11 protein-coding genes are annotated in these 13,355 nt (G+C 70.7%); 6 read left to right on the forward strand and 5 right to left on the reverse strand.

Annotation, left to right across the window (positions count from 1 at the left end; genetic code table 11):
• Positions 1-112 precede the first annotated feature (112 nt).
• Both BUB75_RS34100 and BUB75_RS34105 read left to right on the forward strand, forming a co-directional pair.
• Complete coding sequence (locus BUB75_RS34100; protein WP_073263103.1) at positions 113-898, forward strand: SDR family oxidoreductase; 786 nt, start codon at positions 113-115, stop codon at positions 896-898.
• A 9-nt stretch (positions 899-907) separates the two neighbouring features.
• Entirely contained in the window at positions 908-1,978 is a 1,071-nt protein-coding gene (locus tag BUB75_RS34105; protein ID WP_073263105.1) for an NAD(P)H-dependent amine dehydrogenase family protein, read from the forward strand.
• A 194-nt stretch (positions 1,979-2,172) separates the two neighbouring features.
• Here the strand turns inward: BUB75_RS34105 and BUB75_RS34110 are convergent, their stop codons facing one another.
• Positions 2,173-2,532 (reverse strand): DUF5655 domain-containing protein, encoded by a 360-nt coding sequence (locus tag BUB75_RS34110; RefSeq protein ID WP_073263107.1) that lies wholly within the window; start codon positions 2,530-2,532, stop codon positions 2,173-2,175.
• A gap of 186 nt (positions 2,533-2,718) precedes the next feature.
• On the opposite strand from BUB75_RS34110, the gene BUB75_RS34115 reads away from it, so the two are divergent.
• On the forward strand, positions 2,719-3,354 hold the full coding sequence (locus BUB75_RS34115; protein WP_218617938.1) for an alpha/beta fold hydrolase: 636 nt from the start codon (positions 2,719-2,721) through the stop codon (positions 3,352-3,354).
• A gap of 434 nt (positions 3,355-3,788) precedes the next feature.
• Here the strand turns inward: BUB75_RS34115 and BUB75_RS34120 are convergent, their stop codons facing one another.
• On the reverse strand, positions 3,789-4,862 hold the full coding sequence (locus tag BUB75_RS34120) for an SDR family NAD(P)-dependent oxidoreductase (RefSeq protein ID WP_218617939.1): 1,074 nt from the start codon (positions 4,860-4,862) through the stop codon (positions 3,789-3,791).
• Here BUB75_RS34120 and BUB75_RS34125 point away from each other — a divergent pair.
• Positions 4,818-5,387: a TetR/AcrR family transcriptional regulator gene (locus tag BUB75_RS34125; protein WP_073263113.1), complete on the forward strand. Its 570-nt coding sequence runs from the start codon at positions 4,818-4,820 to the stop codon at positions 5,385-5,387. The genes BUB75_RS34120 and BUB75_RS34125 overlap by 45 nt on opposite strands.
• 8 nt (positions 5,388-5,395) lie before the next feature.
• Here the strand turns inward: BUB75_RS34125 and BUB75_RS34130 are convergent, their stop codons facing one another.
• On the reverse strand, positions 5,396-5,782 hold the full coding sequence (locus tag BUB75_RS34130) for a VOC family protein (RefSeq protein ID WP_073263115.1): 387 nt from the start codon (positions 5,780-5,782) through the stop codon (positions 5,396-5,398).
• Between the two features lie 47 nt (positions 5,783-5,829).
• On the opposite strand from BUB75_RS34130, the gene BUB75_RS34135 reads away from it, so the two are divergent.
• Positions 5,830-7,383 carry a hypothetical protein gene (locus tag BUB75_RS34135; RefSeq protein ID WP_143175594.1) on the forward strand — a complete coding sequence of 518 codons (1,554 nt, stop codon included), beginning with the start codon at positions 5,830-5,832 and terminating at the stop codon, positions 7,381-7,383.
• A gap of 101 nt (positions 7,384-7,484) precedes the next feature.
• Complete coding sequence (locus BUB75_RS34140; protein WP_143175595.1) at positions 7,485-9,110, forward strand: methyl-accepting chemotaxis protein; 1,626 nt, start codon at positions 7,485-7,487, stop codon at positions 9,108-9,110.
• 167 nt (positions 9,111-9,277) lie between these two features.
• Here BUB75_RS34140 and BUB75_RS34145 read toward each other — a convergent pair whose 3' ends face one another.
• Together BUB75_RS34145 and panD are read right to left on the reverse strand one after the other, a co-directional pair.
• The gene (locus BUB75_RS34145) at positions 9,278-12,712 is read right to left on the reverse strand and encodes an AAA family ATPase (protein ID WP_178380052.1); all 3,435 of its coding nucleotides are present in this window, start codon (positions 12,710-12,712) and stop codon (positions 9,278-9,280) included.
• 91 nt (positions 12,713-12,803) lie between these two features.
• Positions 12,804-13,226 (reverse strand): aspartate 1-decarboxylase, encoded by a 423-nt coding sequence (gene panD, locus BUB75_RS34150; protein WP_073263121.1) that lies wholly within the window; start codon positions 13,224-13,226, stop codon positions 12,804-12,806.
• Between the last annotated feature and the right edge of the window lie 129 nt (positions 13,227-13,355).

The raw sequence follows: 13,355 nt of genomic DNA on the forward strand, positions 1-13,355 counted from the left end.
TTCTCTCCCTCAGTGCGGTAGTCCCTCCACTCAACCATCCTGTTCGCGCCGCAGCGCAACCGCCGGGCCAAGCAGCAGTTCTGCGAATGTAGAACGTGTTACAGTTCCGCGCATGATTCTGGACCGGTTCCGGCTCGATGACCGGGTGGCGGTGGTGACCGGTGCCGGGCGCGGCATCGGCGCGGCGACGGCGGTCGCGCTGGCCGAAGCGGGCGCCGACGTGCTGATCTCCGCCCGCACCGAGGACGACCTGCGCACGGTGGCCGACCGCATCGCCGCCACCGGCCGCAAGGCACACGTCGTGGTCGCCGACTTCGGCGACCCCACCGCCGCCGGCGCGCTCGCCGAACAGGCCGTCGACGCGTTCGGACGGCTCGACCTCGTCGTTAACAACGTCGGTGGAGAGATGCCCCGGCCGCTGCTGAAGACCAGCGTCAAGCGGCTGGAGTCGGCGTTCCGGTTCAACGTCTCGACCGCGCACGCGCTCACCACCGCCGCAGTGCCCGCGCTGCTGGACGGCGGCGGGGCGATCGTCAACATCTCGTCGGTGATGGGCAGGCTGCCCGCCCGCGGTTACGCCGCCTACGGCACTGCCAAGGCCGCGCTGGCGCACTACACGAAGCTCGCCGCCGCCGACCTGGCGCCGCGCATCCGGGTGAACGCGATCGCGGTCGGCTCGGTCGCGACGTCTGCGCTAGAACTCGTTCTCGACAACGACGAGTTGCGCACGACGATGGAGAACAACACGCCGCTGCGCCGGATCGGCGATCCGGAGGACGTCGCCGCCGCGGTCGTCTACCTCGCGTCCCCGGCCGGGAGCTACGTCACCGGCGCGATCCTGGAGGTCGACGGCGGCCTCCGCGCCCCCAACCTCGACCTCGGACTGCCCGACTACTGAGGAGACCGCATGCCGTACCGGGTAGTGCAATGGAGCACCGGGAACGTCGGCAGGCACACGATCGCCGGCATCGACGCCCGCCCCGACCTAGAGTTGGTCGGCGTCTGGGTGTCGAACCCGGAGAAGGTCGGACGCGACGCCGGGGAGCTGGCCGGTCTCGACCGCTCGCTCGGCGTCACCGCCACCAGCGACGCCGACGCGCTGCTGGCCCTGAAGCCGGACTGCATCGTCCACACCGCGATGGCCGACGACCGGCTGCCTGCCGCGATCGCCGACCTCACCCGGTTCCTCCGGGCAGGCATCGACGTCGTCTCCTCCGGACCGGTGTTCCTGCAGTTCCCGGACGGCGTGGTGCCGCCGGACGTGTCCGATCCGATCCGGGCCGCGGCGGCCGAGGGTGGCGCGTCGCTCTGGGTCAACGGCATCGACCCCGGCTTCGCGAACGACTGGATGGCACTGACGCTGACCAGCCTCAGCGAGCGCATCGACGAGGTCCGCTGCCTGGAGATCCTCGATTACGCCACCTACAACAATCCGCTGATCCTGTTCGACGTCATGGGCTTCGGCAAGCCGTTGGACGACGTGCCGATGCTGTTGCAGCCAGGCGTCCTGAGCATCGCCTGGGGATCGGTGGTGCGGCAGCTGGCGGCGGGGCTCGGGGTCGAGCTGGACGCCGTCGAGGAATCGTTCGTTCGGTTACCGGCACCGGAGGACTTCGACATCCCGTCCGGCCCGATCGGCAAAGGCACCGCCGCCGCACTCCGGTTCGAAGTCCGCGGCATGCGCGGTGGCCGGCCGGTCTGCGTGTTGGAGCACGTCACCCGGCTGCGCCCGGACCTGGGGCCCGACTGGCCGCAGCCTCCCGGCCAGGGCGGCTACCGAGTGGTCGTCACCGGCGAACCGAACTACACCCTCGACATGACCATGCTCGCCTCCGACGGCGACCACAACACCGCCGGGCTCAAAGCCACCGCCATGCGCCTGGTCAACGCCGTACCGGCAGTGATCGCCGCTCCCCCGGGCCTGCTCACCGCGCTGGATCTGCCACTTGTGACCGGCCGCGGCCTGGTTCGCCCCTAACGCGCCGTCATCCGAGGAGTCGTCGAGCTCCGGATTGACCCCTCCCGGCGCGTCGGAAGACGTAACGGGTGGGGCGGCCGGTCTCGGTGAGTCGTGCGCCCCGCTGGATCTCGCTGGTGTCAGGGAAGCCTCTCAGCGATCTGACGCCAACGGGATGCGGGCAGCCCTCGATTGGCCGGTCAATGGCTGGAGCGCTAGTTGCCGGCGTTCTCGTAGGCGGCCGCGAGCCAACTTCGAACCTCTGCGTCGAGTTCGCTGCCGTCGCGCAACTCCAGATGGTGCATCCATACCCTTGGAGCTGGGTGCGCGACTTCCTTGAACCGAGGCGACTCGAGCTTGTGTGGCAGGCCGAAGGACAGGACCGCCGGCACGTCGGATTTCACGTACTGCCCAGGACGCCACACATAGGCGAACCCCTTATGCCTACGGAAGGCGATCTGCGACTTACCGACCTCCACGGTCGCAGGCCCCAGCGAGTCCACGATGTCGGCGACCGCCCGGTAGAGAGCCAAGCCATCGGGCGAACCGCTGAAGAACTCCTCCGGCGCAGCCATGATTCGATCATTGCAGCAGCGGTCGTGAGGAGCAGCGTATGTATCCCTACCGCAACCCTTATGAGGACCTGCCGGGTGAGATCGAGTCGCGGGCAGTCCGGAAGGCCGGCTACCGGGAGCTCCGCTTCGACACCGGGGCCGGCCGTACGGCTGAACTACGTCGTGGGGCCGGACAACGGGCCGCCTGTGGTCTTGCTTCCGGCCCAGACCGGCACCTGGCAGAGTTACGACCGGGTCCTGCCGACGCTCGCCCGTCGGCATCAGGTCTACGCGGTCGACGTTCGTGGCCACGGCAAGTCGACCTGGACGCCCGGCGACTACTGCTGGACTTCGGTCGGTGCCGACGTCGCCGTGTTTCTGCGTGAGGTGGTCGGCGAGCCCTCAATCGTCTCGGGCAACTCCTCCGGCGGACTCCTCGCCCTCTGGTGCGCGGCGAACGTCCCGCAGCACACGGCCGGGCTCGTGCTGGAAGACGCTCCGGTGTTCTCCGCCGAGATGCCCCGCTTCCGCGACACCGACCGGTACGTCCACCAAGGGCTGCAGCACGCAGTCGCTGCGCTGGAGGATTTCGAGCACCGGGACCTCGCCGACTACCTCCGCGGCCAGACGCTGCCGGTCTCCGAGACCCGGGTGAAACGGATGCCGGACTGGTTCGTCCGGCTACTCTCCCGGCGCATCCGCGCTGACCTGCGCAAGCGCCGCCGACCCACCACGAAACGTCTGCGTCAGCCTGCTGCCGCGGTGCGTCGAGCGCCGCGCATGGATGCATCGCGGAGGGCCCTGGGGCCGGGCGAGGTCGCGGCTGCCAGAATCGGTCCATGACGAACCTTCGAAGGGACTGTGCCCCGTAAACGACCCGGTGCGCTACGTCGAAGCCCACGGCCTTCCGACAGCCCGTGGATTCGCTATCGCGACATCGACGGTCTACGCGGCTCGACCAACGCGGCGATCCGGCAGCTGGAAGCCCGGCGATGGCTGCCAGGCAAGGTCTGCGCCGCCCTACGCGTCTGGACAGCGCACGTGCACGGCGTCCAGACGCGCTGGCGACGGTCGGAGGCCGAGTTCGCCTGCACCTGCTGCGGAGCGGAATGGGCGAGGGACGTACTCGAGGTGACGCTCCGATCTCTGCCGCCGGCAGCTTCCCGAGAACTCCGAGTGATCGTCGACGGGCTGGACGAGGCGCTCCTACGTCGCACACGCCGCGACGGGCATGCCGATCCGGACCTGCCCTGGTGACGTCGACGAGCGGGCTCGGCTCATGAGCCCGGCGGCCTTCCTGTCATCGTGGGCGCGAAGTCGATTCCGGTGATCGCCGCGGATCGTGCCCACAGCTCTCGCGCGAGAGCCAAGTCGGTCGCTGAACCGGAGAGTTTCTCGAAGGTGGGCCGGGCGGGGCCGAAAGGCCGACCCGGGCCGATGTGGCGACCGGTGGGGGCAGCGGTCTCGGTGGCGGCGTAGAGGATCGGGGCCACGGCTTCGTCGATGGGCCGGCGCAGGAAGATGCCCAGTACCGCGCCGACGGCGCGGTCCAGTGGCGGCGCGTCGCGGTCGAGTTGGGTCCTGGTCATACCGGGATGGGCCAGCAGGCTGCGTACTGGCGATCCGGCGTCGCGTAGCCGCCGGTCGAGCTCGAGGGCGAACAGCACGTTGGCGAGTTTGGACCTGGCGTAGGCGCGGCCGGGTGAGTAGCCGCGGTCGGCGGCGAGGTCGTCGAGGTCGAGGTGGCCGATGCGGTAGAGACCGGAGCCGACTGTCACCACGACGGGGTTGCGTCCCGCGCTCAGCCGGTCCAGCAGCAGGGCGGTGAGGGTGAAGTGGCCGAGGTGGTTGGTCGCCAGCTGGCTTTCGACGCCTTGCGGGCTGAGCCGTCGCGGCACGTTACCGATGCCGCCGTTGTTGATCAGCGCGTCGACGGGAACGGCGTCGGTGCGCAGGCCGGCGGCGAACGCGTGCACGGTGTCGAGGTCGAGCAGGTCCAGGTGACGGATCTGCAGGTCGGCGGCCGGATGATCGGCGATCAGTTGGTCGCGGACCTGCCCGGCCTTCGCGGTGTTCCGGACCGCCATGATTACTCGAGCACCGTGTGCGGCGAGGTGGCGGGTGATCGCCGCGCCGAGGCCGCTGCTGGCGCCGGTGACGACGAAGGTGCGGCCGGCCTGGTCGGTGAGGTCGGCGAGGGACCAGTCCGCGGCGTGTTCCATGAGTTCTCCCGGGCTAAACGGATTACCTATCCGATTGAATGGTAACCGAAACGGATTGTCAATCCGGTTAGGTAGGATGGCGCGGTGAGCCCGCCCCTTCGCGCCGACGCCGCCCGCAACCGTGACCACGTGCTGGCGACAGCCCGCAGCGCGATGGCCGAGGGCGACCTGGCTCTGCAGCTCAACGACATCGCCCGTCGGGCAGGGGTGGGCGTCGGGACGGTCTACCGACATTTCCCCACCCGCCGGGCCCTCGTCGAGGCGCTTGCCGACAGCTCGTTCACCACGCTGGTCGAAGAGGCTCACAGCGCGAGCCGGCACGACGTTGCCTGGACCGGAGTCGAGGTTCTGCTGCGCGCTCTACTCCTGGCCCAATTGACCGACCCCGCGTTCACCGAGGTGATCTCGACCAGCCCGGATCAGGACGCTGCCGCGGGCACGACCGCTCATCGTGAGCAGTTCAGGGCATCGACTCGCACGGTGCTCGAGCGCGCGCAACAGGCGGGTTCCCTGCGCCCCGACCTCACCGAGGACGACCTGCACCGCCTGGTCTGCGGCACCGCGTTCGCCCTGAGAATCAGTGAGAATCCGACCGATCGCCTCGATCGATACCTACGGGTACTTCTCGACGGCATTCACGCCGGACGTGTCTAGCGTTCGGCTCAGGGGTGCCGTTGCAGTGGGGACTTGTCGCCGACCAGCCAGTGGTGGCCGAACGGATCGAAGAAGCCGCCCTGCCGGTGTGTGCCCCAGAGCGTTTGATGGTTTCTCACCGGATCGTGGTAGTCGGCTCCCGCAGCGGCTGCCGCGTTCAACAGTGCGTCCGGGTCGTCGAGGAACACCTCGACCCGCGTTGTCGTTCCGTGCAGGTCGGCCGGGGTGTCCCAGCGGTTGTTCTCCGGTTGAGCGAGAAAGAATGGGGCGCCGTGGATCTCCAGGCCGATGACCGAGCCGAGACTCCACAACTCGGTCGCGCCGAGGGCCTCCTGGTACCACGCGGATGCCTCGGCGGCGTCGGGTACTGCCAGCATCACGGAGATGAGGGTCACGGCACCACGGTACGGCGGCGCCCAGCGCCGGTACTAGCGTGTGGACGGTGAGCCGCAAGCGTCTCGGCTGGTTGCTGCTGGCCCCGGCACTCGTCGCGCTGGTCTGGACGTACGTCATCCCGACCGGAACGACGATCGGCAACCTCACGATGCGCGTGGACGACTTTCCCTACACCGAACCCGATCCACCCACGGATCGGCTGAAACTGGACAACCTCGACTACACCCTCCACCTGTCCTACTCGGAGAACCTCGGACGCGCGCTGCTGCTCGCCGCAACGCCACTCTTTCTCGCCTTGCTGGTCGCGCCGCTGCTAGCGTTCGCGGCGCAGGCAGCCGGGCGGGGTGGCCGGCTGCTCACGCGGGTGCTGATCTCGGTGCCGCTGGCCGGTTACGCCCCGGTCGCGCATCTGCTCGCGTGGGCATTCGTGGCCACCGATCGAGAACCGTCGCTCTACCTCACGGCCGCAGCGAGCTCGGCGGGGGTGGTCCTCGCCGTCGCGGTCACGTTCTACCTCGCGGCGTTCCGGGAGACCGAGGAGGACGTTGCCCACCGGCGTCGGTGGCACCGTCCGGCGTACGTCGTCGGCGGAGTGCTGGCGCTCGCCGTGGTGGCCGCAGCGATCCAGAGCTTCAACGCTCCGTTCCTGGTCTGGGCCGTCACCCCCGTCCCGCCACCTGACCCGGAAAACCTGTTGATCGGCCCGGCAAGCCTGCTGAGCGGCGCGGTCGATGCCGAGCCGCACAACCAACCGAAGGTCTCGCTGCTCGTACTGCTCCCGGTCACGACGCTGGGAGTGCTCGCGACCCGGCTGTTGCTCAGATTTCGCACCCGGATCGAGTTCGCCCCGCGGTCGCGGCCCGGTCCGGCGCGCCCCGACGGATGGCTCGCGCTGCCGTTGACTCTGCCGGTGTTGATGGCGGTGGTCGTGGCGACCGGTCTGCCCTGGGTGCGAACGCTGGGCGAGGACGGGGGCATCGGGAACTTGTCCGCCGCCGAGATCCTCGTGAACACCTGGTTGCCGCCGCTGCTCTCCGCCGTGGTGAGTGTGCTGGTGGCGGCGGTCGGGGGGTTCGCGCTCGGCGTTCTGCGCCCGATCGGCGAGCGGAGCCCCCGGCTGCTGCTGCTGTTCGCGCCGTGGCTGTTCGTCGGCGTGGGGCCGCTGGTGTTCGCGCACCGGGACCGGGCCGAGGGCGCCGACCAGGTCGGCACGTGGTTCGGCCTGGTCCCGCCGGTCTGGCTGTCGATCCCGGCGCTGGTGGTGTTCACGCTGTTCTTCTCCGGGCGGAGTGCCCGAACGTCCCCGGTGCGGTCGGCGCTGCCGCTGGTCGGGATCGCCGTCGGGGTCCACTGGGTACTGGGCGCTCAGGACTTGCTCTGGCCCGCGATGGTCGGCGACGCCCTGGCGACGCAGCTGACGGCGCCGACGCTCGCGGCCACGACCGCGGCGCTGGGTCAGAAGGTGGAGTCGGTGGCGGGATTCGACTTGATCCTGCCGCTACCGGTGCTCCTCGTCCTGGTCGCCGTGGTCGTGACCGCTCAGGTCGGCTACCTCGATCGGCTGGCGATCCGCACCGGCAACGGCCCGGACCCGGTGTAGCCCCCTAGATCGGACGAACGCTCTCGATTTTCGACTCAGACCGCAGATACCCGCGCCGACGGGAGAAGAGGTGCAATCCCTATCCAGCGTTGGGGGACGACGTGGGACAGCCGGGAACCGTCGAGGATTCCGCGGGTGGTCGCCGCATCTGGGGTGACCTGAAGGTCGGGGCGAAGATCACGATCGCGGTACTGGTCGCGCTGGCCGTCGCCTCGATCGCGACCGCGGTCACGCTCGTGCAGGCCGGAGAGGTCCGGTCGGTCGGCAAGAGCATCTACACGAACAACGTCCTACCGTTGCAGGTCGTCGGCGACATCCGCGAGGCCTTCCGCGAGTACCGCGCCGACCAGAACTCGATGGCGGTGCTCCCGGCCGGCAGCGCCGAGAACACCGAGAAGGCCCAAGAACTCGATGAGGACGTCGCCAAGATCCAGTCCCTGGCCGCGGAGTACCGGCCGAACGCCGCCTCTACCTCGCTGGTCGACGACTTCACCACCGCGTTCCAGTCGTACGTCGACGTCGCCGACGCGCAGATGACTCCGGCGGCCAAGGCCGGCAACCTGACTTTGTTCAACAGCGTCAAGACCGGGGCGGCGGCCGAGCCGTACTCGACGGCGTCCGACGCCCTGGCCAAGATCAGCGAAGCGGAGGGCGCCCAGGCGTCGGCCCGGGCGGACGAGCTCGACGACCGGTACGCCAGCGCGGTGGCGATCTCGGTGGCCGGAATGATCATCGCGATCGTGATCGGGCTCGCGCTGGCGCTCTGGGTCGCGCGCGGCATCAGCCGTCCGCTCCGCGAGGTCGGGTCCGCGCTGGACCGGATGGCCGCCGGTGACCTGACCACCGAGGTCCCCGACCCGGGCACCCGCGACGAGGTCGGGATGATGGCCAAGGGACTGCGGCGCACGCTGCGGTCGATGCGCGCCAGCGTCGCCGAGGTGCTCCAGCAGGCCGGGCGGGTCACCGCCGCGTCGCACGAACTCTCCGACGTCGCGGCCCGGATCGAGGCAGGCGCGACCACGACCGCGTCCGGCTCGCAGACCGCGTCGGCGGCCGCCAATCAGGTCGCGACCAGCGTCAGCACGGTGGCTGCGGCCAGCGAGCAGATGAGCGCGGCGATCGCGGAGATCTCCCGGAGCGCCGCGAGCGCCGTCGACGTCGCGCAGCAGGCGCTCACCACCGCGTCCCAGACCAACGCGTCGGTGGCCGCGCTCGGCGCCGCGAGCGTCGAGGTCGGCGACGTCGTCAAGGTGATCAACAGCATCGCCGAGCAGACGAACCTGCTCGCGCTCAACGCGACGATCGAGGCCGCGCGCGCCGGTGAGGCAGGCAAGGGCTTCGCGGTGGTCGCGACCGAGGTGAAGGACCTCGCGCAGGCAACCGCGAAGGCCACCGAGGAGATCAGCAGCAAGATCGCCGCGATGCAGGCCAGCAGCGACGAGGCCGCGGCGGCGCTGGCGCAGATCAGCTCGATCGTCGAGCAGATCAACGAACACCAGACGACGGTGGCGTCCGCAGTGGAGGAACAGACCGCGACGACGCAGGAGATCAACCGCAGCATCGGGCAGGCGGCGACCGGCGTCGACCACATCGCGCTGACGGTCGGCGACGTCTCGACGACCGCCGGCGAGTCCAGCGCGAGCGCTGCTCAGGCCGCCGGTGCCGCCCGGGAACTCGCGCTGACGGCGGGCGCTCTCAACGACTCCGTGCGGGGATTCCGGGTCTGAAGGCGGGGCGCAGGTCGCGTGCAAGGGTCGTGCAAGGTTCAACGACCACACTGTGCGCACCGGCGGAGAGCCTCCGTACCGGGGTTCGCGGCGGAGGAGGGGGCGCCGTAGACCCCGGTACGGCCCCGCCGGGAAATTCGGCGAAGGGAGCCTGCCTCACGAGAGCACTACGACACCTGGCCGAGCAACGCTCGGGCGCGCGCGGACACGTCCGCCATGCCCAGGGCGTCCGCAGCGGTCAGGACCTTGCGCAGCAGGGCCGCGGCGTCGTCGCGATCGCCCGGACCGTCGCGGAGCAGGTACGCCCGCGCCCGGTCGAGGCGGACGCGCGCGAGCTGGGGCGCGGCTGCCGACACCAGCCTGGCGGCGACGCCGAGCTGGTCCAGTGCCTCGTCCGGTCTACCGGCGACGAGTGCGAGCGCCCCGGCGAAGCGTGCCGCGGGTCCGATCAGCACCGTCGGCCAGCCGGCGAGGAGCACCTCGTCGAGGTGACGGGTGAGCAGGGCGTGCAGCGTGCCGCCGACCGCGGTCAGCTCCGGGCCTGCCGCCGGGCTGTCGGCGAGGAGTGCGCAGGCCTCCGCGAGGATGCCGAGCGTCGGCGCGGCCCAGCCGTGCGGTGGTAACGCTCGGAGGTCATCGGTCTCGTGGACCATCGCCGTGAGCAGATCGGCCGCGCGGTCGTGGCGTCCGGTCTCGGCGTGCGCCAGCACCAGGCCCGCCTGCCAGATCGGGAAGAAGCCGTGCTGGTCCATCTGGTCGGCGAGCCCCAGCCCGAACAGCTCCTCCATCCGGCCCTGCTCGTGTCTCAGCCAGTACATCTGGCCCATCCACGTCTGCCGCAGCGTGCTGGCCGGCAGCGTCTGCGAGCTCTCCAGCTCCTGGACGGTCCGCAGCGACTCCCCCAGGATGCGCGCTTCCGCTGCGTCGAACCGGCCCCGCCACAGATCCAGCACGGTCTCCAGAACACCCAGCTGCCAGACGTTGAGCGGGCTGCGGTTGAACTGGACGTGCTGCCGGAACTCCTCCACGGCCGCGAGCGTGTCGCCGATCCGCCCCATCCGCATCCGGTCGATCGCCAGCGCGACCAGACCTTCGCTGCGGAAGTGCGACGACTTGGCCCGGAGGCCGGCCTCGTAGAGCCGCCCGGCCAGCGTCGCCAGCTCGCTCGGCGGCAGCGTGTCGTAGAGCCCCCACCGGCACTCGGTGAGGATCTCGCACTGGATCGCCGGATCCCAGCCCGGCGAAAGGGTGTCGAGCGCGGTGTGGGCCAGCTCCGCACCGGTGCGGCCGTCCGGGACGGCCATCGCCGTCTTGTGCGCCAGGTGCGCCTGTAACTGCCCGACGAGCGCGGCGACCTCGTCGTCGGTCGGTTCGGACGCGAGCTCGACCAGGCAGGTGCGCAGGATCTGGGTGAGCTGGACGTCGACCCGGCCGGGATCCGACCAGCGCCGCGCCATCTTGACGGCGGCCACCGCGCGCAGCCGCGGATACTCGTCGGCGACCTCGTACGCGGCCAGATAGTCGCGGCCCGCTTCGTCCATATAGCCGGTGTCGTTTCGCGCGTCGCCGAGCGTCACCAGCAGCGCGAAGCGGGTTTTCGGCGCGCAGCGCCGGCGCAGGCCCTCCTCGGCCCAGACCATCGCGGCCTTCGGCGCGAACGAGCGCTGTTCGGCCTGGGCGGCGGCCAGGCAGGCGATCGCCACCTGTTCGTCGGTGAGCTCGACCGCGGCGGCCCTGGCGTGGTGGGCGATCCGGACCGAGAGGACCTGGTCGAGGACGCGCGCCGACTTGATCCGGGCGTCCAGGACCTCGAACGCCCTGCGGTGTAACCGCCGCGCCAGCGCGGGATGCTGCTCGAGCTCGGTCAGCACCTCCTCGCGCCACAGTGCGTGCCGGAACCGCACCGGTCCGTGGCCCTCGATCGCCCGGCTCTCCACCGCGGCGGCCTGGTGCCGGTCCGCCTCGTCCGGGTCGAGCCCGAGCATCTCGGCGACGAGCCCGGTGTCGATCTCCTCGTCCAGACCGGTGATCGCGGCCGCCGCCAGCCACTCCGAGAGCTGCCCGATCCGACGGGTAACTCGCGGAGTGTCGTCCGGAGCGGACGGAGCCAGGTCACCGAGCCGGATCGGCAGGCCGCCGGTCGCGCGGTAGGCGTTCAGTGCCTCGTCCTCGGTGGGCTCGCGTCCGAGCGCATCGGCCAGCCACTCCCGGACGCCGTCCGCGCCGAGCACGCCGAGCCGCAGTGTGGTCAGCGCTCCCCGCCGGTCGTCGCCGGGCCACTCCTGCCAGGCGCCCTCGTCGCGTCCGGACAGGATGAACCCGACGCCGGCGTCGCCCAGCGCGTCGCGGACGTCGTCGAGCAGTTCGAGGGCACGCGGGGCGAGCAGGTCGGCGTTGTCGAACGCGACGATCAGCCCGCGGGGCCGGGCGGCCGACCGGAGCAGCGCGCTGAGCGCCGAAGTCAACTGTCTCGGGTGACGTTCGCCGCCCGCCATCGCGGACAGAAAATCCACGAGCGTGCCGCGGTCGAGCGGGCTGGGGCCGGTCGAGGGGTCGCGGCGGGTGCGGGCCCAGAGCGCACCCGCCAGCAGGCGCCACGGCTGCAGCTCACCGGACGGGTAGCAGGTCACGCTGACCGCCGCGGCGCCGCGCCGGTCGGCGAGCCTGCCGGCTTCCTCCAGCAACCGGGTCTTGCCGACGCCACCGACCCCGGACACGGTCAGCGCGGCGGGACGACCCGCCGTGACGGCATTCAGGACGACGTCCAGCGCGGCCAGCTCCGCGTCCCGGCCGACCAGCCGGGCGGGCGTGCCGCGCTCGGTCGGTCGTGGCTCGATCCGCAGCGGGCGGTGGACGTCGAAGCCGAACTCGTGCAGCGAGAGCAGGTCGAACGCGCGGGTGGCGACGTCGTCGTAACCGCGGACGGCTCGCCGGGCGTCGATCAGCCCTTCCGCGGCGGGTCCACCGGCTTCGCGGAGCACGGTGAGGAAACGCACCATCCAGAGCGCGTCGGCGTCATCGGCCCCGGCCACGATCGGATGGTCGCCGGGCACGTCGTAGCGGCCGAGCCGCAGGCCGACCTCGCCGAGGTGCGTGACCAGATCGGCACGCCGGCGCCGCAGCGTGAGCGCCAGCCGCAGGCACGGCTCGGGCAGGTCGTCGCCGAACAGCGCGAACGGGACGTCGGTCCATTCGGCGGTGGCGGCGAGGTAGGCGTCCCGCGCGTCGAGGTCACGGCCCTGCGCGGCCAGCCGGTCGCCCTCGGCGGCGTGGTGTCCGAATCGGACGGCGTCCACCAGCGACTCCGCACCAGTGCCGAGCGGACCGACCAACTCGTAGGTCCGCCGGTCCCGCGCGAACGCGATGTCGACCTTGCCGACCGCCAGCCGCTTCCGGAGCCGTGCCACCACCGGCGAGAGGCCGTCACCGCGGGGCGCGTCGGCGTCCGACCAGACCGCGTCGACCAGTTGGTCGCGCCGGACCGGTCCGGCCGCGGCGACCAGCGTCGCCAGCACCGTGGCTTCCTGCCGCGCGATCTGCAGCGGCTGACCGTCCACCAGCAGATCGACGCGACCGAACACCCGGATCCGCAGTTCGGTCACCCGCACCCCCGGCCGTCGTCACTCGGCGGAAGTGTTTCATGGCACCTCGTGTGGTGTCCGGCCCACGACGATCAGTGCGCGGAGAATCTCACTACACGGTGGCGAGCTCGGTGCCGGCGATCTGGTCGGGGGCGCCCGGCACCGGCTCGGCCGGGTCGTTGCCGAGTGCCACGATGCGGTTCTCGGCGTCGACGTGGACGATGCGGGCCTCGTGCGACTCCAGTTCGGATGCGTCGACCTGGACGAACGAGAGGATGATCACCAGATCTCCCGGCGACACCAGGCGGGCGGCCGCTCCGTTGATGCCGATCACGCCGGAGTCGGCGGGCCCCTCGATGACGTAGGTGATCAGCCGTGCGCCGTTGTTGATGTCGACAACATGGACTTGCTCCCCCTCGACCAGCCCGGCGGCGTCCATCAGCGTTCTGTCGACGGTGATCGAGCCGACGTAGTGCAGGTTCGCCTGGGTCACGGTGGCGCGATGAATCTTGCCTCCGAGGAGCGTCCGCAGCATGAATCGTCCTCCCGGTAGGGATCGGGGCAGCGCGGCCGGCCATCGCAGCACCGATGACCGGCCGAAGCGAGGTTAGCCTAGCCTAACCTTCACGCGTACGGAACATCACGGTTCGGCAGCAGAGAACCC

Origin of the sequence: Cryptosporangium aurantiacum (genome assembly GCF_900143005.1) — a bacterium.
GTDB classification, from domain to species: Bacteria; Actinomycetota; Actinomycetes; order Mycobacteriales; family Cryptosporangiaceae; genus Cryptosporangium; species Cryptosporangium aurantiacum.